Consider the following 2500-nt stretch of genomic DNA (forward strand, 5'->3'; position numbering starts at 1 on the left):
ATTTAACACTGTAAAGTGTAGCGGGGAGCTACTTTCCCACATCCGTAAGGATGCAGTATCATCACCGCTGTGAGGCTTAACTTCCTGGTTCGGAATGGTTCAGGGTGTTTCCCTCACGCTTTGCCCACTACACTTAACACTGTTAAATATCATAGTTAGCTGTTAAAAGCCTTGTCCACACTAACGAAAGCCATTCGGGTTATTAGTACTGGTCAGCTCAACCCCTCGCAGGGCTTACACCCCCAGCCTATCAAGCAGGTAGTCTTCCTGCACCCTCATGGGAAGGCTCATCTTGGAGTGGGCTTCCCGCTTAGATGCTTTCAGCGGTTATCCCTTCCGTGCTTGGCTACCCAGCACTGCCCTTGGCAGGACAACTGGTACACCAGTGGCACGTCCAACCCGGTCCTCTCGTACTAGGGTCAGCTCTCCTCAACCTTCCTACGCCCACGGCAGATAGGGACCGAACTGTCTCACGACGTTCTGAACCCAGCTCGCGTACCGCTTTAAATGGCGAACAGCCATACCCTTGGGACCTGCTCCAGCCCCAGGATGCGATGAGCCGACATCGAGGTGCCAAACCTCCCCGTCGATGTGAGCTCTCGGGGGAGATCAGCCTGTTATCCCCGGGGTACCTTTTATCCTTTGAGCGATGGCCCTTCCACTCAGAACCACCGGATCACTAAGACCGACTTTCGTCTCTGCTCGACCTGTGTGTCTCGCAGTCAGGCTGGCTTGTGCCTTTACACTCTTCTGGCGATTTCCAACCGCCATGAGCCAACCTTTGTGAGCCTCCGTTACTCTTTAGGAGGCGACCGCCCCAGTCAAACTACCCACCAGGCACTGTCCCCCGCCGGGATTACCGGCGCGGGTTAGTAGGCAGGATATCCAAGGGTGGTATCTCAAGGACGGCTCCACCCGAGCTGGCGCCCGGGCTTCTCAGCCTCCCACCTATCCTGCACATGGATATCCCACCTACAATGCCAAGCTGTAGTAAAGGTCCACGGGGTCTTTCCGTCTTGCCGCGGGTAGGAGGAATTTTCACCTCCACTACAATTTCACTGGATCCCTCCCTGAGACAGCCCCTCACTCGTTACGCCATTCATGCAGGTCGGTATTTAACCGACAAGGAATTTCGCTACCTTAGGACCGTTATAGTTACGGCCGCCGTTTACCGGGGCTTCGGTTCACGGCTTCGCCCAAAAGGGCTAACCGATCCCCTTAACCTTCCGGCACCGGGCAGGCGTCACACCCTATACTTCCTCTTACGAGTTAGCAGAGTGCTGTGTTTTTGGTAAACAGTCGGCAAGAGCGCTGCGCTGCGACCCCTTTCGGCTCCAGAGGCAAGCTCCTTCACCTACTCGGGGCACACCTTATCCCGAAGTTACGGTGCCAGTTTGCCGAGTTCCTTAGGGAGGGTTCTTCCACGCGCCTTAGAATACTCATCCCGCCTACCTGTGTCGGTTTGCGGTACGGGCTACTAACAGCTCAAACGGCTTAGAGGCTTTTCTCGGCCCGACGGTATCACCGATTCCCCCTCCGCTCCGAAGAGCTTCGGGGGCCTGTCAGGTCTCGGAGTATTGTCAGGCGGATTTGCCTACCTGACCTCCTACACCCTTCGAGCCACTATTCCATCAGTGACCTCGGCTAACCCTAGGCGTCCCCCCTTCGCCTCGCTGTTAGTAGGTAACGGAATATTAACCGTTTTCCCATCGACTACGCCTTTCGGCCTCGTCTTAGGTCCCGACTAACCCTACACTGACGAGCATCGTGTAGGAAACCTTAGGCTTTCGGCGAGTGGGATTCTCACCCACTTTATCGCTACTCATGCCTGCATGCTCACTTGATGACGCTCCAGTGCTCCTCACCGGTACACCTTCAACGCTGTCATCAACGCTCTCCTACCACTCCAGTCCAACTGGAGTCTACGACTTCGGCGGATGGCTTTAGCCCCGTTATATTTTCGGCGCTCCCCCGCTCGACCAGTGAGCTGTTACGCTTTCTTTAAAGGATGGCTGCTTCTAAGCCAACCTCCTGGTTGTCTAAGCAGGAGAACCTCCTTTTCCACTTAGCCATCACTTGGGGGCCTTAGTCGGTAGTCTGGGTTGTTCCCCTCTCGACATAGGATTTTATCACCCTACGCCTCACTGCCAAGATTCCACCGTAGGTATTCGGAGTTTGACAGGGTTTGGTACAGCTGTGGGCCGCCCTAGCCCTATCAGTGCTCTACCCCCTACGGCTACTTCTTGACGCTGCACCTAAATGCATTTCGGAGAGAACCAGCTATCACTGAGTTTGATTGGCCTTTCACCCCTATCCACAGGTCATCCGAGGGCTTTTCAACGCCCACCGGTTCGGTCCTCCATGGGGTCTTACCCCCACTTCAACCTGCCCATGGATAGATCACTCAGCTTCGGGTCTGCAGCCACTGACTTAGCGCCCTGTTCAGACTCGCTTTCGCTTCGGCTCCCTCTCTCGAGTTAACCTCGCCAGTGACCACAAC

The 2500-nt window shown here is 55.4% G+C and carries 2 rRNA genes (1 of these 2 cut by a window edge); both read right to left on the reverse strand.

Going from position 1 to position 2500, the window contains the following annotated elements:
• Nucleotides 1-15 precede the first annotated feature (15 nt).
• A 5S ribosomal RNA gene (gene rrf / locus EDC58_RS09985) occupies nt 16-132 on the reverse strand.
• A gap of 49 nt (nt 133-181) precedes the next feature.
• Nucleotides 182-2500 (reverse strand): 23S ribosomal RNA (locus EDC58_RS09990) (it continues 588 nt past the right edge of the window).

Source organism: Caminibacter pacificus (assembly GCF_003752135.1).
Classification (GTDB): domain Bacteria; phylum Campylobacterota; class Campylobacteria; order Campylobacterales; family Nautiliaceae; genus Caminibacter; species Caminibacter pacificus.